We start from the raw sequence: 19,042 nt of genomic DNA, 5'->3' as shown, positions 1-19,042 counted from the left end.
AGAATGACTCCTTCTTACGCATCATATAACGATTTTAAAAACCAGTTGCTGGCCGCCTTCCGCGATAACGAAGAGCGAATGAATGGCGAACGCAAAGCGCCTTTGCATCAGCTCCGGCGTGCGGCCCTCAAGCAATTTGATTTACTGGGTTTTCCAACTATTCGGCACGAAGAATGGAAATACTCTAATGTAAATGGATTGCTTAAAGAGTCGTTCGATCTTGACGAAACTACCACATTAACTTCCGATGATCTGGCGCCGTTGGAGATACCAAACCTCGACGGTAATATTCTGTACTTTGTGAATGGTCGTTATCATCCTGAACTTTCCCGGATTGTAAGTCCGGCTGAGCAGGTACAGATTACGAGTTTTGCCGAAGCCATCAAAGCTGATCCTGAATTTATTGGCGCCCATTTTGCTCATTACGCCGACTATCAGGAAAACGCGTTTACAGCACTGAACACAGCTTTGGCTAACGATGGAGTGGTAGTACGGGTGCCCGCCAATACGGTAGTTGAGCAGCCAATTATTCTACGCTTTATTACTGACGCTCGTCAGAAAAACATTTCGTCGCAACCGCGGAATCTCATTACGGTTGGTAAAAACGCCGAAGTGATGATGGCCGAATCGTATAGGACGCTGGGTGATCAGGCTAGTTTCGTGAACGTAGTAACGGAAATAGCACTCGACCGTGACGCCCGCATGCAATATTACAAGGTGCAGAACGAAACCGAAAAGGCGTATCATATTGGTACTACGCAGGTTTTCCAAACGGATAACAGCCATTTCTACTCGGCTACCGTAACGCTGAACGGGAATTTCGTTAGGAACAACCTGAATATTGTGCTGAATGGACAATACGCCGAAGCGTTTATGTACGGTTTGTACATGCCAAACGGTCGGCAACATGTCGATAACCACACGTTGGTGGATCACGCCATGCCCAACTCGTACAGCAATGAGTTGTATAAAGGGATTCTGGATGACAACAGCACAGGCGTATTTAACGGCAAGATATTTGTTCGACAGGATGCCCAGAAAACCAACGCATATCAGTCATGCAAGAACGTAGTACTGTCGCCTGGTGCGTCGATGAATACCAAGCCACAACTCGAAATCTTTGCTGACGACGTGAAGTGTTCGCACGGTACAACTACGGGACAGTTGAATGACGAAGCCTTGTTCTACATGCGTTCGCGCGGAATTCCCAAAGATGAAGCCCGGACATTATTGCTTTATGCCTTCTCGCAGGACGTATTGAGTCAGATCAAAATTCAGCCCATTCGCGAATATCTGGAGCGGGTTGTGACGGAGAAACTGGGCAAGTAGTCTTAGAATAAATAATGTACAGTGAAAAATGGATAATGGCTGCCTAACGTAGCATTATCCATTTTTTGTTTCTCGCTATTTCTATGCGTTTACTGGTACTGGTAGCTTTTTTATTTACTGTTCTCGTTTCATCAGGTCAATCAATTCGTTTTACATTTCAGGGTGATTCGTTAACGATTCCTTTTGTACGAGATAGTTTACGGGGCATTTCTGGCCTTGACATTAACCCAGCTACCAATGAATGGCATTTGGTGAGCGATCGGGGCTGGCATTTTATTTTCTCGAACATTCGATCTATACGTGATTTAGGCGATAGTTCGCACCTGAAATCGGCCCAGAAAACACCTTTCTGGTTTGAAAGTATTCGGAATGACAGGCAAACTGGTACGTACTTCTGGACTGATGAACATGAGTTCGTTACGTCGTTGCTTTACGGAAAATCGGTCAGCGATACGTCGGCTCAAGTGCTTTTAAAAATGCCTTTGCCCGGCCCGAATAAAGGACTCGAAGGAATAGCTATAACGCCGGCTGGTACGTTGTGGCTAGCTCCTGAAGCGGGCTGGGAAGGCCAGGCGCGCATGAGTCAGGATACAATATCGTTTTTTCGTTATACTAATCCCCTCGCGCCCGATCCTGTTGCTGAGCGTTACGCCTACCCAATAAATCGTTGCCCCTTTGCGCAGGGAGACGAACGTCTGGGTGGAATATCCGAAATTCTGTCCGTCGATGAGATGCGCCTTCTGGTACTGGAACGATGTTATGATGCCGCTCAAAAGCGTCTTATAGCGAATTTATACGTAGCAACACTGAACGAAAAAGCGCACATCCTGGAAAAAACGCTGGCTTTCAATTTCAACCAGGAGTATCCGGGAACTGTCTGTAATCTGGAAGCGATGGCCTGGGCCGATGAACAAAAGCAGACACTGGTGTTAATGGCCGATGATAATTTTCGTCGGAATCCGACGCTACGTAATCAGGTAATTGTGCTACGTCGCCAATAAACACGAACCTAATCGACCTACCTTTACGTTTCATTAATGACACTGTCAACGTATCAATAGTCGCTTTTTCAGTACGAATACGACATGCAATCAGCTACAGAAACTACCCTCGATATTCAGAAAATTCGCCAGGACTTCCCTATCCTTGATCAGGAAGTGAACGGTCGAAAACTGGTTTATTTCGATAATGCCGCCACTAACCAAAAGCCGCTGCCAGTCATTAATGCCCTGACCCGTTATTATGAGGGGTATAATGCGAATATTCATCGGGGAATTCACCATCTGGCTGAGCAAGCCACAGCGGCTTTTGAGGCATCGCGCCGGGCTATTCAGGCGTTTCTGAACGCTAAACACTGGCAGGAGATTATCTTCACATATGGCACTACGGATGGAATCAATCTGGTGGCTCAAAGCTACGGTCGTCGGTTCCTGAAGGAAGGGGATGAGATTATCATCTCGACTATGGAACACCACTCCAACATTGTTCCTTGGCAAATGCTTTGTGAGGAGAAAGGCTGTGTGCTGAAAGTTATTCCGGTTGATGAAAAGGGGGAACTAATTCTGGAGGAGTACGAAAAACTTCTGTCGGAACGTACCAAATTCGTTTCGTGCGTGCACGTATCGAATTCTTTAGGTACAATCAATCCGGTCAAGACGATTATTGACAAAGCACACGAAGTTGGCGCTTTGGTTTTGATTGATGGAGCACAAGCCAGTTCACACCTTGACCTGGACGTGCAGGCTCTCGACGCTGATTTCTATGTATTGTCGGCACATAAGCTTTACGGCCCGACAGGTATGGGCGTGCTTTATGGTAAAAAAGAAATTCTGGATGCCATGCCACCGTACCGGGGTGGGGGCGAAATGATTAAAGAGGTTACGTTTGCCAAAACCACCTATAATGATCTGCCCTACAAGTTTGAGGCTGGTACGCCCAATATTGCCGACGTAGTGGCGGTTAAAACCGCGCTGGAATACATGGCTAATTTAGGCAAGGAAAACATCGCAGCCCATGAGAACGACTTGCTTCAGTATGCAACAGAACAGTTGAGTGAACTGGACGGACTACGTATCGTTGGGCAGGCTAAGCACAAAATTGGGGTTATTTCCTTCGTAATGGACGGAATTCACCATCAGGATATTGGCGTAATTCTGGACCAGCAGGGCATTGCTGTTCGTACGGGTCATCACTGTACCATGCCGCTAATGCAGCGCTTTGGCATTGCCGGAACTACGCGGGCGTCGTTTGCGGTTTATAACACCAGAGATGAGATAGATCGGCTCGTGCAAGGCTTACGCCGGGTCCAGAAAATGATGTTGTAACCGGATGACAATCAACGAGAAACAAGACGAGATTATTGAAGAGTTTGACTTGTTCGAAGATCAACTCGATAAGACACAATACATAATTGATTTGGGTAAGAAGTTGCCCCCAATGGCTGAGTCAAGAAAAAATGACGAGAATCGGATTGTAGGCTGTCAGTCGAAAGTGTGGGTTGATGCCGAACTGAACGATGATAAGCTGTATTTTTATGGAGATAGTGAACCAACTGCCCAGATTTCGAAGGGATTAGTGGGTTTGTTGATCCGGGTTTTGTCGGGCGAAAAACCTGAAGATATTGCCAATGCTGACTTATATTTCATTCCACGCGTTGGTATGGGCAATCTTATTACGTCCCTACGGGCAGGTGGTCTGGCTTCGATGATCGAACGAATGAAAGCGTACGGACGGGCTTATTCCGTCTCAGAAAATAGTCATTAACGTACTAAGATGATGACCGACGAAGAGTTAAAAGAACAGGTTGTTTTGGCCCTGAAAGGCGTTTACGATCCGGAAATCCCGGTAGATGTGTACGAACTGGGTTTGATTTATGAGATCAAAATATTCCCGGTCAACAACGTTTATATTTTAATGACGCTGACCTCTCCATCATGTCCGTCAGCGGGTTCTATTCCGGCCGAAATTGAAGAGAAAGTACGAGCGATTGAAGGGGTGAACGATGTAAGTGTAGAATTAACATTCGATCCGCCTTATTCTACCGAACTTATGTCGGAAGTTGCTAAATTGGAACTTGGGTTTATGTAAAATATAAGCCGTCTCTATTGGTGTGATCGCATTAATATTGAGGGCTATCAACTAATGACTAACTACTAAAATTATGTATCCTCCTCATTTGCTTGTCCCGATGCGGGAAGACCTGACGAGCGTTGGGTTTGAAGAATTAACGACCGCCGAAGACGTAGTGAACACCATGGAAAGTTCTGAAGGCACCATGCTGGTTGTGGTAAATTCGGTGTGCGGCTGCGCGGCAGGTGCTGCTCGCCCGGGTGTGAAAGCTGCTCTGGCGGCCAGTCCCGTAAAACCGGATAAAATGGTGACCGTATTTGCCGGTGGTGACCTGGAAGCAACAGCTAAAATGCGGGAATACCTGCTGCCTTATCCACCATCGTCACCAGCGATTGGTATTTTTAAAGATGGTGAGCTAGTGCATTTTATCGAGCGTCATCACATTGAAGGCCGTTCAGCGCAAATGATTGCTCAGCATCTGGAGATGGCACTCGAAGAATTTTGTACGCCAGCAAATGCGTAACGTAACAAAAAAGCCCCGCTCAAATAGTGGGGCTTTTTTGTTACGTTACAGCAAACAATTTTGCCAGTAGCCGGGATAAAGGCAGCAGGCAAAAGACCAGAAGAGCCAGCGGAAACGAGGCAAAGGCCGCTACCCAGGCTGCATTCATGACAATAAGCGATAATACGCCTGCTTTCACAGCTAGACCAATATTTTGCCCTACTGGATCTTTGACTGCTCGCCAAAGCGGAGGGAAAATATAATAGCCAAACAATAATAAGAATGGTAACGCTGTACCTAACTGATGCTGTTGTTGTGCCAGAGCTGCCACGCACCCAATTACAAGGGCATATAATAAACCAGCCGCTTGTAACGTAGTAGCGCTTCCCCCGTGCACTTCCCCTCGGCTAATCATTGTAATAGCTGCGATATAAGCAATCGGCACTAAACCAACCCATACCCAGGGCAATACCTGGTCGGGCAGAATACTAATACCTAACAACAGATTTAAGCCTCTGCATAAGCCCATATTAACCGGGCCCAGCCAATTATGATGTTTACCATATCGGTCGTATACAAGAGACGCAACAGCGATGCCAATAGCCAGGAACCCAGCTGTTTGGTTAACAATGAGTGATATACCAATTCCCGAAGCTAATAAAATTGCGCCTAACAAAACCGCTGTATTTTTACGAACGATGCCGCTCGGTATGGGCCGTTCTGGTCGTTCGATGGCGTCCAAATCGGCATCAAATACGTCATTAAATACGACGCCACCACCATATAAGCAGACCGTGGCCAGGCTGAGCCAGCCAACTGCGGCAGGAGGAGGGTTAGGAACCGAAAAATACCCCGCAATTGCCATACCTGCTAGTACATCGGCAACGGCCGTAACAAGATTAGCGGGACGGGTAAGAGAAAGAAGTGCTTTCAACATAATATACTAATAACTTATTACTCTTTAAATTCTTTGTTCAGATTAATAATTTCATACAACGATAAAAAATAAGTATAAAAGTGATGCTAAATCATAAAACAGACGATCATATGCCTTTTAGTACCAAACTTCTAAAATAACCATTATTGATATGAGGGTTAAAGCTGTTCACGGAGATGGATGATTCGCAGTTTATGGCAGGCCTGCGCATCTTAATATTAGGCTCGATGGATAAGAGCCTGATCAATTAAACGGCCGTAGGCTAATTAGTTCTTAGATAAATAGAATTTTTATTGGTTTTATTATAAATTAGCCGTCCTAATTAAATTCTTGTAATATAAATTTGAGAAAAGCTGTCTATCTTGATACGCTACTTTCGGAGATATGTTCAGTCTAACTGGCCATACACTTATTAGTAAATGCAACAAATATGAGGCACCGTTACTCCATACTGTTTTTCCCGCTTCATGTAATCGTTGATTTCATAAGTCTGAATACAGCCTTTGTTGGCGCATTTTGGCTTAAATTTCAGGAAATAGATGGTGTAGCTCGTGCACCATACGCGTCGTTTTGGCTGTTGTTTAATGTTGTCTGGTTGATTGAAATTTTATTGTTCAGACCATATACATTTCCCCGACAACTATTTAAAGCTGACCATTTATTAAAAAAGATGTTGGTTTTGACTGCAATCCACATAGCAGTCATCTCAATGTATTGGGTAGCCATTAGAGGGTATTATTATTCTCGCGAGCATATGTTAATTTCCTACACCTTATTTCTAGGGTTAGGTGCAATATTCAGGCTTGGAGGATTGGTTTTCCTGAGAGAGTATCGATCAAGAGGATATAATAACCGACGTTACGTTATTGCGGGGTACGGTAAACTGGCTGCTTCAATATCTAGTTTCTACGAGGCTCATCCTGAAATGGGTTTTCGCTTCCGGGGTTACTTCGATGAACCCACTACTGAAAATAAGGGAGAACTAACCGGGTCGTACGCTGACCTGTCGGACTATATTCAGAAAGAAAGCATTGACTGTGTGTATTGCTGTCTGACTTATATGAGCAACGAGCAATTAAAAGCTATCGTTGACCATGCAGAAGTCGGTAATTATCAGGTAAAATTATTAGTCGATTTTCGGGGCTTTTTAGCTCGCGGTGCCTCGGTCGAGTACCATGATTTTCTGCCAGTATTAAACCTATCGCCTGATCTCTTAGCTGAGCTGCGTATCAGTGTACTCAAACGATCATTCGATATCCTATTTTCGTTGACCGCTCTTGGCTTAGGTATGCCTGTATTTCTTCTTCTGGCCGCTATAACACGACTTACATCAAAAGGACCAACTTTCTACGCTCAGGAGCGTATCGGCAAAGGAGGAAGGCCATTTAAAATCTATAAGTTCCGAAGCATGTATGTGAATGCGGAAAAGTCAGGGCCTGTTTTGTCGGGAGGGCTACTTGACAACCGTATTACTCCCTGGGGGCGATTCATGCGCCAAACCAGACTTGATGAAATACCGCAGTTCTATAATGTATTAATCGGTGATATGTCCGTAGTGGGTCCCAGACCTGAGCGGCAGTTCTTTATTGATCAAATCGTTCAGATTGCTCCGGAATACCGCTCTTTGCTGGAGGTAAAACCCGGCATTACGTCTATTGGGCAAATCAAATATGGATACGCAGCCAGCGTTGAAGAGATGGTACAACGATTACGATATGACCTTCTGTACCCAAAACGGCGTTCCTTTGTATTTGATATGTGGATTATCGCTCAAACTCTCCGGGTTATGGCTCAGGGGCGCGGCAAATAAATTATTGTAGGTTTCATGCTATTTTAACGAAATGCTCGATATCTGATATTGGGCATTTCTTATTTTTGTAAAAGTTGATTTTTGTGAAATATGCGTTTAAGAATGGGGCGGGTTTCTAAATGGAATTGGTTTAGTATTTTTCTGATTACGGGTACAGTCTTATTATCATGCGCCCAGGACTCTGAGACCAAACAGGCTCAAAAATTGCGAAACTGTGCGGAAGATCAGATTCTAACGGCCGATCAGCAAGTGGCTATCCGGAAGCAAATAAATGCGGATGAGAAGACGCAGAAAATAGAAGATATTTTTCGTCAGAAGGTACGTAGTGGCCTGAATGGTAACGTATTGATTGCTCAGAAAGGCTTGATCTTGTATAAGAAATGTTTTGGCTTAGGGCACTTCGAGCGAAATGAGCGTGATACGTTGGTAGAAGACTCTAAATTTCAACTAGCCTCCTTATCTAAAACCTTTACAGCTGTTGGTACTCTGAAGCTTATCGAAACTGGAAAACTCAAATTAGAGGATTCCATACAGAAATTTTATCCTGATTTCCCATATCATGGCATTACTGTTCGCGAATTGTTGAGTCATCGGAGTGGCCTGCCAAATTATCAATACGCTTTCGACGACAGCATGAAGGTCAATTTCTATAAAAAAGAAAAGCCTTATCCGAATAACGCAACTATCATGCATTGGTTTGCTACTGTAAAGCCAACCCCGCAGCGCTATAATATTCCAGGTCGAGGGTTTAGCTATAGTAATACAAACTATATGGTACTCGCATCAATCATCGAAAAAGTGACAGGTGAGAGTTATGAAGCATTTATTCATAAGAATATTTTTGAGCCGCTAGGCATGCATCATACGTTTGTCGCTACCACCAAAAATGATTCAATAAACTATCATCGAACAGCAGGGTATCAATGGAATCGGCGGATTCCTAAAGATTACTATGATGATGTTGTCGGCGACAAAGGAATCTATTCCACTACAGGCGACTTATTTCGCTGGTATCGGGCCTTGAATGGCGACTGTCTACTGCAAAAAAAGACATTGGCAGAAGCATTCATACCACGCAGTTTTGAACGAAAGGGTACGAAAAATTACGGATATGGATTCCGAATGATGCTTAACGATATGAACCAGCCTGAGTATATATATCATTCAGGTTGGTGGAAGGGTTATAACACCATGTTCTGGTTTAGCCCCAAAGATGAATACGTAATTATTATTCTCGGAAATAAGTATAACACAACCGTTTATCAGGTTAAAGAGCTGGCCGAAATATTACACGGAGGATCAAACAATAAAATGTCCGCTGGCGACAATGACGTTGAAATATGAGTAGAGTCGGCCAATTGGCCGACTTTCTTTTTTTACATCTCTGTACTTTCTTTTCTCATGCGTCCTTTTTTCGCTGCAATCCTTCTGGTCACTATGCTTCCTCAGATTTCTTTATCGCAGGAAATTGTTAAACTATGGCCCGACAATGCCATACCAAATTCACTGTCTGGAACACAGATCACCGAAAAGTCGGAAACAGATGCAAATGGGATTTTACGTATCAGCAATGTAACAGTGCCTACAATAACCGTTTATTTACCCGCAAAAGAAAAAGCGAATGGGGCAGCGGTTATGATTTGTCCTGGTGGAGGATATGGAATTCTGGCAGCGAGTCATGAGGGCAGCGACGTAGCAAAATGGTTTAATGAAATGGGGGTGGCTGCTTTCGTACTGAAATATCGTTTGCCTAATCCAGACATAATGTCCAACCAGCACGAGGTACCGCTTATAGATGCCATGCAGGCAATGAAGTTGGTTCGTCAGAATGCCGCTAAATACAACATCAGTCCGGATAAAATAGGTGTTATGGGCTTTTCAGCAGGCGGACATCTGGCTTCTACGCTTGCTACGCATTATAACCGGGGGCCGCAGGCTAATGAAATGGCCAAACCGAACTTTGCTATTTTATTATATCCAGTCGTGACTTTTGGCGATAAAGCGCACGCAGGCTCACGCGACAAACTTTTGGGTAAGCTGAATACGTCGTCAGAGATGATATCTTATTACTCGAATGAGCTGCAGGTAACGAATCAGACACCGCCTACGTTTTTAGTTCATTCGGAAGATGACAAAGCCGTTCCCGTCGAGAATAGTATTAATTATTACTTGGCATGTCTGAAAAACGGCGTTCCTGCCGAAATGCATTTATATCCCACCGGAGGCCATGGTTATGGAATGAGAACTGCAAAGTTTGGCTCTCTCAATACATGGCCGGAAGCCTGCAAGGCCTGGCTTCTGACATTGGTCACTTCTAAACCATAAGTGGCTAGACGCGCAGGAACGTATTCTTCTTATACAGAAAATAGAGGAAACCCCATTTTACGGCCAAAAAGGCTATGACTGCTCCTACTGCCTGAACGGGTTCGCTAAAGAAATGGAGGATGCCGCCAAACAGGAAATGAGCGGTATGCTCAAAGTCGATGACTCTGTCTGCGAGGTAAATCAGAATAGAATTCGTCCCAATAACAACGAAGAAAAACGTCCACCCTCGTAGGTTCTGCATATCAATGACCCAATAGAATAGGCTAAGCATCAGCAAACTCCATCCACCAGCAACCAGAACGAATGAGCTGGTCCAGAGGTTTTTATTGACCGGAAAAACTGAATTCCATACCCACCCAACCGCAATACAAGCTACGCCTGCCAGAACAAGCTGCTGAAGTTTTTGCCCATCGCGAATACCATGTCGACGTAATACTGATCCTGCGAAAACACCCAGAAGGCCTGTGCTGATAGCAGGTAAGGTTGATAGTAGACCTTCAGGATCATGAACGACCTTATACAGCCTGCCAGGCATAAGCAGACGGTCTACATAGCCTACTAAGCTTCCGGCCATAGTCAAGTTTCCTGCTCCGTAGCCGGGCACCGGCACAAGCATGAGTAAAGCCCAATAAACTAGCAAAATACCCGCAAAAATACCGTATCGTACACGTTCATTCTGAACATAGAGGTAGATCAGTTGGGCGAACATACCAGCCAGGCCAATACGTCCTAATACGCTTCCAAAACGCATTTCAGCAATCGGTTTAGCAAGTATGCCGTTATTCACAATAATACCTAGCAGTACTAAAATCAGGCCACGCATAATCACTTTTTGAGCCAATTTGCCTCGGCTATCACCTTTGGCTAATCGACTACCGAGAGAATAGGGGGTTGAAACGCCCGCCAGAAAAAGAAACAATGGGAAAATGCAATCATACGGACGAAATCCGTTCCACTCAACATGCGTGAATTGATCCGCCATGAAAATTGCCCAGGCCCAACCTGTTGATTTAGCCAGGGCATGAAAAATTTCTTCTCCTCCTATAATCCAGAACATGTCGAATCCACGTAACGTATCAAGCGACAACAAGCGTCGAACGGGAGCAGGTTGAGCAAGCGCAGGTTCTTGTGGGGCAGATACAGATGGTTGCATAGATTGACGGATTGCAATAGGCAATGATATACAAAAAACGCAACCCATCAAACCATAATGGCTCAGTGAGTGGCGTTTTCAAGTATTTACCAGAGCAGAGACTATTAAAACCAGTTTTAAGCCTATTTCAAGTGTTATTAGAATCAGTGCTGATCGCTAGATTCTCCCCTGAGATTCTCCACGACACTTTGCGTGGCATCATATAAGCTGCATTGTCGCGAATACAAGTGCGTGTAAATAATTTAGGAGTGATCACGAAACCTCATCGGCTATAAATGTGATTGATAATCAGGGGCTAAAGAAATTCTATACTACGTTCGCCGGGCAGTAATAGAATAGAACAAACATAAAAAAAGGCACCCGGTAAACGACCAGATGCCTTTTTTAACCACACTATTAACCCTTCAGTAAATTAGCGTGACGTTTTTTTCTTGTCTTTAGCAGCGGGAGCCGTGCCAGCCGTTTCCGCTTCTTTACGTGCTACCACTTCTCCTTTCAGATATAAAACGATGTTACCATTCTCAGCATTGCTGGTAACCGTAACGGTTTTCGTAAACTGGCCCATTGCCGCTGCGTTATACGTAGCAGAGATCGTACCCGTTTTCCCAGGAAGCACTGGTTCACGAGCAAACGTTGGCTTTGTGCAACCGCAGGAAGCCTGAGCGTCGTTAATGACAATGGGGTCAGTACCTGTATTTTTAAACTCAAATACGTGGGTTACTGGTTTGCCTTGCTCGACTTTGCCGAAATCATGAGTTTCCTTCGCAAACTTCATGACTCCTTTTTGGGCGTAGCTCACCGCGACCAGCATAAATAAAGCTACGAAAAGTGAAAATGCTTTTTTCATCGGACGAAACGGAATTATAGTTTGATTGTTAAAATACTAATCATGTAAAGATAACCAGAGCAAACCGTTTGCCCAAAAACATACGGGTTGTTATCCGGTCAACAAAGAAACTCAAAAAATCGTTTTCTTGAAAGCTGACATGTTTTATCTTACTTTTACTTTCGATTGGTAACAGATGTAACTGATACCAGTTGCTTCATCGATAAATTAAATGTTTGACGATTTCAACCCGTAGCTCTGTTGTGATAGCAAACGAACAACTCCGCTCGACAGATATTCTAAGTCGTGAAAAAATCCTATCTGACTATCGATTGGCGTGCGAAAGCCGACAGGTTAGTTTGTTGGGTCGGCGTGATGTGATGGGAGGGCGGGCTAAATTCGGCATTTTCGGTGATGGCAAGGAAGTCGCGCAACTGGCGGCTGCCCGGGCATTTGAACGGGGTGACTTTCGCTCCGGGTATTACCGGGATCAGACCTTTGTGGCTGCATTGGGTGAATTAAACTGGCAGGAGTTTTTCGCGCAGTTATATGCCCATACCGATCTGGAAGCTGAGCCTAATACAGGTGGGCGGTCGATGAATGGCCACTACGCTACCCGCTGGCTCGATGAACAGGGACTATGGCGTAATCAGACGGAGCTTTACAACTCGGTTTGCGATATTTCGCCGACGGCTGGCCAGATTCCTCGCTCAGTTGGACTGGCTTATGCTTCTAAATTGTTTCGAAATAATCCTGGTCTAAATACGCTGACTAACTTTTCGCACAATGGTAACGAGATCGTTTTTGCTACCATTGGTGATGCGTCCACTTCTCAGGGCATGTTCTGGGAAACCATGAATGCCGCTGGCGTATTGCAGGTGCCGCTGCTGATGTCGGTATGGGATGATGGATATGGTATATCGGTACCTGTCGAGTATCAGACTATAAAAGGTAGTATCTCGAAAGCACTGGCCGGTTTTCAGCGAGATGGTGAAGAAAAAGGTATTGAAATTTTTGCCGTAAAAGGCTGGGATTACGTAGCGTTGCTGGAAACGTACCAGCAAGCTGCACAAATATGTCGGCAGGAACATGTGCCCGTGCTGGTACATGTGCAGGAACTTACGCAGCCGCAGGGGCACTCAACTTCTGGTTCACACGAACGTTATAAATCCAAAGAACGATTGACGTGGGAAGCCGAGCACGACTGCAATCGGATATTTCGACTGTGGATTCTGGAAAACGGTTACGCAACCAACGAAGAACTGGAAACTATTGAAGCAGAAGCGAAAGAAATTGCCAAGAAGGAACGACTTGCCGCCTGGAATGCATTCCAGAACTCAATGAAAAAGGATTTTGATCAGGCGCTCGATTTACTTCAGCAAGCTGCCCGTCATAATCCCAAAGCCAATGAGATAATGGCCATACGCGAAGAGCTGCGCAAGACGTTTTCGCCCCTGCGTCGGGATTCTGTTGCTGCTGTGCGAAAAGCGTTACGTATTCTGCGGGCGGATACGGGCGCGGGACGCCAGCAACTGAAGGTCTGGCTTGATCGTACAAACGCTGAAAACGAAGAGCGGTTCAACTCGCATTTGTACAGCGAATCACCTGATTCCCCGATGTTGATCGAAGGGATAGCTGCACAATTCACCGACAATAGTCCAGTCCTTGATGGTTACCAGCTGCTTCAAAACTATTTCGATAACTTATTTGCCCGCGATCCCCGCGTAGTGGCTTTGGGAGAAGATGTCGGAAAAATTGGGGATGTGAACCAGGGATTTGCGGGTTTACAGGAAAAGTACGGCGAGATACGTATTACTGACACCGGCATTCGCGAAACTACTATTATTGGCCAGGGTATTGGTTTAGCCATGCGTGGGCTACGTCCAATTGTCGAAATTCAGTACTTCGACTACGTTTATTACACCTTGGCTACGTTGACGGACGATCTGGCTACGCTACTGTATCGGACGAAAGGTGGACAGAAAGCGCCCGTTATCATTCGCACGCGAGGGCACCGGCTAGAGGGTATCTGGCACTCCGGTTCACCATTAGGCGCAATGCTGGGTAGCTTACGGGGCTTGCACGTATTAGTACCACGTAACATGACGCAGGCAGCGGGATTTTACAATACGCTGATCAGAGGAGACGACCCCGCATTGCTGATTGAATCGCTGAATGGCTACCGCTTAAAGGAAGTTTTACCAGACAATCTGAATGAGTTTTGTTTGCCTTTAGGCGTACCCGAAACGTTACGTATCGGCACCGACATAACCGTTGTTACGTATGGTTCAATGTGCCGGATTGTTATGGAGGCCGCTAATCAACTGGCACAGATGGGCGTTAGTACGGAAGTAATTGATGTGCAAACCTTACTTCCGTTCGATGTACATCATACAATTGTCGAATCCATAAAAAAAACGAATCGGGTTATTTTTGCGGACGAGGACGTACCGGGTGGGGCGTCGGCTTATATGATGCAGCAGGTAATTGATGAACAAAAGGCGTATCGCTACCTGGATTCACAGCCACGCACTTTATCGGCTAAGGCGCACAGGCCTCCGTATGGTTCCGATGGGGATTATTTCTCCAAACCCAACGTTGATGATGTGATTGAGATGGTGTACAGTCTGATAAGTGAGGCTGAACCTGATCGTTTCCCTTCGATTTTCTGAGTGTAGGAGTGAGAATCGGGTATAAACCCTCTCGTTAACCACACGTTCGCTCTTTATTACGGTACAATGTCTTACTTTCAGGATATAAAAACAGGCATTCGAACAACGCTAAAAGGCTTAGGACTAACCTTTCGGCATGTTCGGAATGCAACAAAGCGTCGAACTCCTCAGGGTATTGCGAGTGATAATTATTTTGACCTGCAGAATGGCCTTGTTACGCTTCAATATCCGCACGAGCAATTACCAATTCCCGATAATGGACGTTATCGCCTACGTAATGAAATTGAGGATTGTATTGTGTGCGACAAATGCGCTAAAGTTTGCCCTGTCGATTGCATTACAATTGACGCCATTAAAGCTACCGAAGAAGTAGGACGCGCATCGGATGGGTCACCGATTCGACTATATGCCGCTAAGTTCGATATCGATATGGCAAAGTGCTGTTACTGCGGCCTTTGCACAGCAGTATGCCCTACGGAGTGCCTGACTATGGATAAAAAGTTCGACTACAGTGAGTTCGAACTGGGCGAATTAACGTATCATTTTTCAAACCTGACCCCTTCACAGGCCAACGAAAAGCGGTCACTATACGAACAGTTTTTACGGGAAAAAGAAGAAGCTAAAGCTGCTCAAGTGGCCGCCAAAGCGGCCCAATCGGCGGAGGTAACGGCTAAACCGGCTGCTCGTCCTGTATTTAAACCTACGGCTAAACCTGTTGCAAAGCCAACTCCGGCTGAACCGGCTAACTCGGAAGGGTCGTCCATCGAGCATCCTTTGACAGACGCTACGCCACAGGAAATGCAACAAATTGGCCAGGGGTCAATAGAAACCAAAAAGCATCCTGTATTTAGACCGACAAAGAAACCGGCCGTACCTCCAACTGACGTACCGATTGAAGCAAAGCAAAATGAGCCGGTAGCCTCATCTGAAAAACCAGTTGTTCCAAAAACTGACTTCCGACCGAGTATGAAACCATCTGCTGGTACAGCCAAACCAATATCAGATGAGCCGGATACGGATAGCGAAAAAACAGACGTGGAATTGCCTGTGTCGAATGCTAAGTCAAGTGGTTTCCGACCCACAATGAAACCGCCGGTTAAGGAGTCTGATACGTCATCATCAGATGCTACCGAACCGGCTATGCCAAAACCGGCGGCCTTCCGACCCACGATGAAGCCTCCGGTTGCCAAATCAGAGCAATCTAAAAGTGATAAACCCGAAGCTACAGAGCAAACAACCCCTAAGCCAGCGGTTTTTCGGCCAACCATGAAGCCTGCACAACAGGTTGAAAATAAACCAGAAAATGAATCAGAGGCAGATTTGACTGAAACGCCCAAACCGAAGCCTGCCTTTAAGCCCACGATGAAGCCGGGTACAGCATCGGGCAAGGCTGAAGGGTTACGTACTGATTCTGAAGAACAGGTTTCTGCAGGTATAACAGAGGATAAAGCGGAAAATACGGTGACGGAAACGCCAAAGCCGAAACCGGCCTTTCGACCCACAATGAAACCGGCTAAAGCTCCGAACGAAGCAGAAAAACCTGTTAAACCAGAGAGCCTGCCGTCGTTGTCAATTGAAGAAAGTGATGAAAAAGTAAAGCCATCCGTTGATGAATCGCTAAAGCCGAAACCAGCTTTTCGACCTACTATGAAGCCAAAACCAAAACTGGACGACGATAAATCCGCCTAACCGAACAAATCAGTGATTCAGATTGCTTTCTATCTATTTTCAATCCTAACCCTTGTCGGCGCGTTGGCTGTTCTGCTGACACGTAACGTACTGTACGCGGCTTTTTTCCTGCTATTGACTTTACTGGGCGTCGCCGGGCTGTTTGTATTAGCCAGCGCTGATTTTCTGGCGGTTGCTCAAATTATGATTTACGTTGGTGGAGTGCTTGTGTTGGTCATTTTTGGGGTAATGCTTACCTATAAGGCCGAGCCATCTTTGAATAGCCAGCAACCGAATCGAATTGCATCGCCAAATCGGCCACGAGCGAATAGATTTGTGGCACTACTCGTCGCTGGGGGGGTATTTGTCGCTTTAGTTGCGCTGCTGATACGTGCCAATTTTGTACTACTCGATCAACCCGTGGGTTGGCAAAGTAGTATTAATACAATCGGAAAGCAGCTGATGACTGAATACGTTGTACCATTCGAAATCGCGGGGATTCTTCTTCTGGCATCGCTGGTTGGTGCTACGTATCTAGCGGCTTCACATCGTAAAACATTCCGGAATGCAACCCGTTGATAGCCATCTTTTTTTATTTGTGGGGGCTGCTCTTTTCAGCATTGGTTTGGCTGTGGTGCTAATAAAACGGCACGCTATTGTCGTGCTGATGGGAGTCGAACTGATGCTGAACGCCGTCAATATCAATCTTGTCGCATTTAGCCAATATGATCCCGACCGATTACAGGGCCAGATGCTGACTTTATTCGTGATGGTCGTAGCGGCTGCCGAATCAGCTGTAGCGCTGGCGATTGTCTTGCAGGTGTACCGACATTTTCGCACGGCTCAGCTCGACGAGCTAAATGAACTGAAACAATGAAGAAAAGCGGATAAAAGCCGCCCTTATTATGAACAGTGAAGATCGCGGGCTTTCGGCCGGGTTACTTTTTGAACCCATTATTGAAGGGATTTTGTCCGACGGTTATGGAGTAACTGATAATTTTCTGATGCCTGATGAGGTAACCGCTCTGGCCAACCGCCTGCATGAACGTCGGAAAGCGGGTCAGTTTCGGGCTGCGGGCGTTGGCAATCAGAACGTAACAGTAGCAGATACAATCCGTGGCGACGAAATTTTGTGGATAGAGGAAGCAGCAGCAACGTCTGAAGAGGCTGCCTTTTTGCAGCGTATCACTGATTTTGTCGAATACGTTAATCAGACGTGTTATCTGGGCTTGCGGGAACACGAATTCCACTATGCTCTTTACCCGCCTGGTACGTTCTACAAGCGCCACCTCGATCAGTTCCGTAGTGATCCACGCCGTAAGCTTTCTGTTATTTGTTATCTCAATTCTGACTGGCAGGAGGCAGACGGAGGCCAATTAGCTATCTATTTGCCAGATTCTGACGAGGCAACTGAACAGCAAATCAGGATTGCACCTGTAGGTGGTCGGCTGGTCTGTTTTGAAAGTGGACGGCTTGAACACGAAGTACTTCCGGCTACACGCGAACGCTTAAGTGTGACAGGCTGGTTAAAAACGGCTTGAAAGCTGTTTGTTTCCGTACATTAGAATCGGGATATTTGCGGCCAATTCAGATTGATTCTAAATGCCTACCGACGCTTCCTTGTTATTTTCTATCCTGATTGCTGGTTTGCTGGCGTTACCCTTTATGGGGTTTCTGGCAATATTAGCGTTGAATAGACGAATAGCAGGGGGCTTTGCTGTACTGCTCACAAGTATAGGGCTGGTGCTATCGATAGTTTTAGCCACAAACGTAACCGCGCAACCATTGATCGTTCGCTCTGAATGGGCAACACTGTCGGGCGTTACGCTGGGGGTTAGCTTTCAGGTGGATGGACTTAGCGCCTTAATGCTCTTGCTGGTGCATTTCGTGGCACTATTAGTACAGATTTACTCACTTTCATACCTACATGATGAGCCGAGGCTAAGTCGTTATTTCTCCTATCTTCAGTTGTTTGTCGGGGCAATGTTGGGTATTGTACTGGCGGGAAATCTTTTGGTGTTATATGCTTTCTGGGAATTGGTGGGCTTAGCCTCTTATCTGCTGATCGGTTTCTATTCCGATCGACTTTCTGCGAGTCAGGCAGCTAAGAAAGCTTTCCTTATGAACCGCGTAGGCGATGCAGGATTCCTGATCGGTATTTTTCTGACGTATTATTTCTTCGACACACTTGAGTTAGCCGCAATTACGGGCAATACGGAAGGTATTGTGCCATCTACGGCTCTTGGGCTGTGCCTGTTTATGGGCTGTGTAGGCAAATCGGCGCAATTCCCGTTGCTAACATGGCTACCCGATGCTATGGAAGGCCCCACGCCTGTGTCGGCTTTATTGCATGCAGCTACAATGGTAGCGGCAGGAATCTTTCTGCTGGCTCGAATTCATCCGTTACTTTCACCCGATGCATTGGCAGTCATTACGTTAGTTGGTACGATCACTACGTTGTGGGGAGGTTATTCGGCAATGTTTCAAACGGATATTAAGAAAGTACTTGCCTTTTCAACCGTATCACAACTGGGATTGATGGTAGCTGCTATGGGAATGGGTAACGTCGGCGGTGCTATGTTTCACCTATTAACGCACGCTTTTTTCAAAGCAGGGCTATTCCTCAGCGCTGGTTCAGTAATTCATGGCGTACACACTCAGGATATGCGCGAAATGGGAGGGCTGCGTAAAGTGCTTCCAACAACTTTCTGGACTTACACGATCTGCGCATCTGCTTTAGCCGGAGTACCT

Annotated in this window: 18 protein-coding genes; 15 read left to right on the top strand and 3 right to left on the bottom strand. The window is 45.8% G+C overall.

Annotated features, from left to right (window positions below):
* The first annotated feature begins 3 nt into the window (after positions 1-3).
* The 6 genes from sufD to ACOJS8_RS03685 all read left to right on the top strand — a co-directional run bounded on the left by sufD (position 4) and on the right by ACOJS8_RS03685 (position 4,921).
* On the top strand, positions 4-1,329 hold the full coding sequence (gene sufD, locus ACOJS8_RS03710; RefSeq protein WP_420147185.1) for a Fe-S cluster assembly protein SufD: 1,326 nt from the start codon (positions 4-6) through the stop codon (positions 1,327-1,329).
* An 83-nt stretch (positions 1,330-1,412) separates the two neighbouring features.
* Positions 1,413-2,330, top strand: coding sequence for an esterase-like activity of phytase family protein (locus ACOJS8_RS03705; RefSeq protein ID WP_420147184.1), 918 nt, complete (start codon positions 1,413-1,415; stop codon positions 2,328-2,330).
* Between the two features lie 84 nt (positions 2,331-2,414).
* Positions 2,415-3,653, top strand: coding sequence for a SufS family cysteine desulfurase (locus ACOJS8_RS03700; protein ID WP_420147183.1), 1,239 nt, complete (start codon positions 2,415-2,417; stop codon positions 3,651-3,653).
* A 4-nt stretch (positions 3,654-3,657) separates the two neighbouring features.
* Complete coding sequence (locus tag ACOJS8_RS03695) at positions 3,658-4,092, top strand: SufE family protein (RefSeq protein ID WP_420147182.1); 435 nt, start codon at positions 3,658-3,660, stop codon at positions 4,090-4,092.
* 12 nt (positions 4,093-4,104) lie between these two features.
* Complete coding sequence (locus ACOJS8_RS03690; RefSeq protein ID WP_020599942.1) at positions 4,105-4,416, top strand: DUF59 domain-containing protein; 312 nt, start codon at positions 4,105-4,107, stop codon at positions 4,414-4,416.
* Positions 4,417-4,489: 73 nt separating this feature from the next.
* On the top strand, positions 4,490-4,921 hold the full coding sequence (locus tag ACOJS8_RS03685; RefSeq protein ID WP_420147181.1) for a BrxA/BrxB family bacilliredoxin: 432 nt from the start codon (positions 4,490-4,492) through the stop codon (positions 4,919-4,921).
* 40 nt (positions 4,922-4,961) lie between these two features.
* On the opposite strand, the gene eboC is transcribed toward ACOJS8_RS03685, so the two are convergent.
* Positions 4,962-5,837: a UbiA-like protein EboC gene (gene eboC / locus ACOJS8_RS03680; protein WP_420147180.1), complete on the bottom strand. Its 876-nt coding sequence runs from the start codon at positions 5,835-5,837 to the stop codon at positions 4,962-4,964.
* 430 nt (positions 5,838-6,267) lie between these two features.
* Between eboC and ACOJS8_RS03675 the strand changes: the two genes are divergently transcribed.
* From ACOJS8_RS03675 to ACOJS8_RS03665, 3 genes are all read left to right on the top strand, one after another.
* Positions 6,268-7,647, top strand: coding sequence for a sugar transferase (locus tag ACOJS8_RS03675; RefSeq protein ID WP_420147179.1), 1,380 nt, complete (start codon positions 6,268-6,270; stop codon positions 7,645-7,647).
* Positions 7,648-7,851: 204 nt separating this feature from the next.
* Positions 7,852-8,991 (top strand): serine hydrolase domain-containing protein, encoded by a 1,140-nt coding sequence (locus ACOJS8_RS03670; protein ID WP_420147178.1) that lies wholly within the window; start codon positions 7,852-7,854, stop codon positions 8,989-8,991.
* 57 nt (positions 8,992-9,048) lie between these two features.
* A complete protein-coding gene (locus ACOJS8_RS03665) occupies positions 9,049-9,972 on the top strand; it encodes an alpha/beta hydrolase (RefSeq protein WP_420147177.1) in 924 nt (307 codons plus the stop codon).
* Positions 9,973-9,976: 4 nt separating this feature from the next.
* On the opposite strand, the gene ACOJS8_RS03660 is transcribed toward ACOJS8_RS03665, so the two are convergent.
* Positions 9,977-11,125 (bottom strand): acyltransferase family protein, encoded by a 1,149-nt coding sequence (locus ACOJS8_RS03660; RefSeq protein ID WP_420147176.1) that lies wholly within the window; start codon positions 11,123-11,125, stop codon positions 9,977-9,979.
* Positions 11,126-11,537: 412 nt separating this feature from the next.
* Positions 11,538-11,972 (bottom strand): DUF1573 domain-containing protein, encoded by a 435-nt coding sequence (locus ACOJS8_RS03655; RefSeq protein ID WP_420147175.1) that lies wholly within the window; start codon positions 11,970-11,972, stop codon positions 11,538-11,540.
* Positions 11,973-12,214: 242 nt separating this feature from the next.
* Between ACOJS8_RS03655 and ACOJS8_RS03650 the strand changes: the two genes are divergently transcribed.
* The 6 genes from ACOJS8_RS03650 to ACOJS8_RS03625 form a co-directional block, all read left to right on the top strand.
* Entirely contained in the window at positions 12,215-14,623 is a 2,409-nt protein-coding gene (locus ACOJS8_RS03650; RefSeq protein WP_420147174.1) for an alpha-ketoacid dehydrogenase subunit alpha/beta, read from the top strand.
* Between the two features lie 66 nt (positions 14,624-14,689).
* Positions 14,690-16,312 (top strand): 4Fe-4S dicluster domain-containing protein, encoded by a 1,623-nt coding sequence (locus tag ACOJS8_RS03645; protein WP_420147173.1) that lies wholly within the window; start codon positions 14,690-14,692, stop codon positions 16,310-16,312.
* Between the two features lie 12 nt (positions 16,313-16,324).
* Complete coding sequence (locus tag ACOJS8_RS03640; protein WP_420147172.1) at positions 16,325-16,870, top strand: NADH-quinone oxidoreductase subunit J; 546 nt, start codon at positions 16,325-16,327, stop codon at positions 16,868-16,870.
* Complete coding sequence (nuoK, locus tag ACOJS8_RS03635; RefSeq protein WP_420147171.1) at positions 16,857-17,168, top strand: NADH-quinone oxidoreductase subunit NuoK; 312 nt, start codon at positions 16,857-16,859, stop codon at positions 17,166-17,168. The genes ACOJS8_RS03640 and nuoK overlap by 14 nt, the downstream gene beginning before the upstream one ends.
* A 28-nt stretch (positions 17,169-17,196) precedes the next feature.
* A complete protein-coding gene (locus ACOJS8_RS03630) occupies positions 17,197-17,832 on the top strand; it encodes a 2OG-Fe(II) oxygenase (protein ID WP_420147170.1) in 636 nt (211 codons plus the stop codon).
* A 61-nt stretch (positions 17,833-17,893) separates the two neighbouring features.
* The coding region (locus tag ACOJS8_RS03625; RefSeq protein ID WP_420147169.1) for an NADH-quinone oxidoreductase subunit L at positions 17,894-19,042 on the top strand (1,149 nt) is incomplete at its 3' end.

Origin of the sequence: Spirosoma sp., assembly GCF_048594605.1 — a bacterium.
GTDB lineage: Bacteria > Bacteroidota > Bacteroidia > Cytophagales > Spirosomataceae > Spirosoma.
Note: the sequence above shows the minus strand (reverse complement) of the source record. Positions and strands in the feature narration are given on the sequence as shown.

Bases quoted from the DNA above. Each gene is read 5' to 3' on its own strand.
- sufD (WP_420147185.1), top strand. From the start codon at position 4: ATGACTCCTTCTTACGCATCATATAACGATTTTAAAAACCAGTTGCTG.
- ACOJS8_RS03705 (WP_420147184.1), top strand. From the start codon at position 1,413: ATGCGTTTACTGGTACTGGTAGCTTTTTTATTTACTGTTCTCGTTTCA.
- ACOJS8_RS03700 (WP_420147183.1), top strand. From the start codon at position 2,415: ATGCAATCAGCTACAGAAACTACCCTCGATATTCAGAAAATTCGCCAG.
- ACOJS8_RS03695 (WP_420147182.1), top strand. From the start codon at position 3,658: ATGACAATCAACGAGAAACAAGACGAGATTATTGAAGAGTTTGACTTG.
- ACOJS8_RS03690 (WP_020599942.1), top strand. From the start codon at position 4,105: ATGACCGACGAAGAGTTAAAAGAACAGGTTGTTTTGGCCCTGAAAGGC.
- ACOJS8_RS03685 (WP_420147181.1), top strand. From the start codon at position 4,490: ATGTATCCTCCTCATTTGCTTGTCCCGATGCGGGAAGACCTGACGAGC.
- eboC (WP_420147180.1), bottom strand. From the start codon at position 5,837: ATGTTGAAAGCACTTCTTTCTCTTACCCGTCCCGCTAATCTTGTTACG.
- ACOJS8_RS03675 (WP_420147179.1), top strand. From the start codon at position 6,268: ATGAGGCACCGTTACTCCATACTGTTTTTCCCGCTTCATGTAATCGTT.
- ACOJS8_RS03665 (WP_420147177.1), top strand. From the start codon at position 9,049: ATGCGTCCTTTTTTCGCTGCAATCCTTCTGGTCACTATGCTTCCTCAG.
- ACOJS8_RS03660 (WP_420147176.1), bottom strand. From the start codon at position 11,125: ATGCAACCATCTGTATCTGCCCCACAAGAACCTGCGCTTGCTCAACCT.
- ACOJS8_RS03655 (WP_420147175.1), bottom strand. From the start codon at position 11,972: ATGAAAAAAGCATTTTCACTTTTCGTAGCTTTATTTATGCTGGTCGCG.
- ACOJS8_RS03645 (WP_420147173.1), top strand. From the start codon at position 14,690: ATGTCTTACTTTCAGGATATAAAAACAGGCATTCGAACAACGCTAAAA.
- nuoK (WP_420147171.1), top strand. From the start codon at position 16,857: ATGCAACCCGTTGATAGCCATCTTTTTTTATTTGTGGGGGCTGCTCTT.
- ACOJS8_RS03630 (WP_420147170.1), top strand. From the start codon at position 17,197: ATGAACAGTGAAGATCGCGGGCTTTCGGCCGGGTTACTTTTTGAACCC.